At 66.0% G+C, this 524-nt stretch carries 1 protein-coding gene; it reads left to right on the top strand.

Annotated features, from left to right (window positions below):
• The coding region (locus tag ACLZOT_RS49810; RefSeq protein WP_416975959.1) for a catalase at nt 1–524 on the top strand (524 nt) is incomplete at both ends.

Below are 524 nucleotides of genomic sequence, written 5' to 3'. Positions count from 1 at the left end.
ACGGCCACTTCGAGGTGACCGACGACGTCACCGACTTCACCCACGCCGACTTCCTGAGCAGCGTCGGCAAGCGCACCGAGGTCTTCCTGCGCTTCTCCACGGTGGCCGACTCGCTCGGCGGCGCGGACGCGGTCCGCGACCCGCGCGGCTTCGCGCTGAAGTTCTACACCGAGGAGGGCAACTACGACCTCGTCGGCAACAACACCCCGGTGTTCTTCATCAAGGACCCGATCAAGTTCCCCGACTTCATCCACTCGCAGAAGCGCGACCCGTTCACGGGCAAGCAGGAGCCGGACAACGTCTGGGACTTCTGGGCGCACTCGCCCGAGGCCACGCACCAGGTGACCTGGCTGATGGGCGACCGCGGCATCCCGGCGTCGTACCGCCACATGGACGGCTTCGGCTCGCACACCTACCAGTGGACGAACGCCAAGGGCGAGTCCTACTTCGTCAAGTACCACTTCAAGACGAACCAGGGCGTGCGGTCCCTCTCCGCCGACCAGGCAGCCGAACTCGTCGGCAAG

It is taken from the genome of Streptomyces sp. 4F14, assembly GCF_048159485.1.
Taxonomy (GTDB): domain Bacteria; phylum Actinomycetota; class Actinomycetes; order Streptomycetales; family Streptomycetaceae; genus Streptomyces.
The sequence above is the reverse complement of the archived record's forward strand: the minus strand, read 5'-3'. Positions and strand labels throughout refer to the sequence as shown.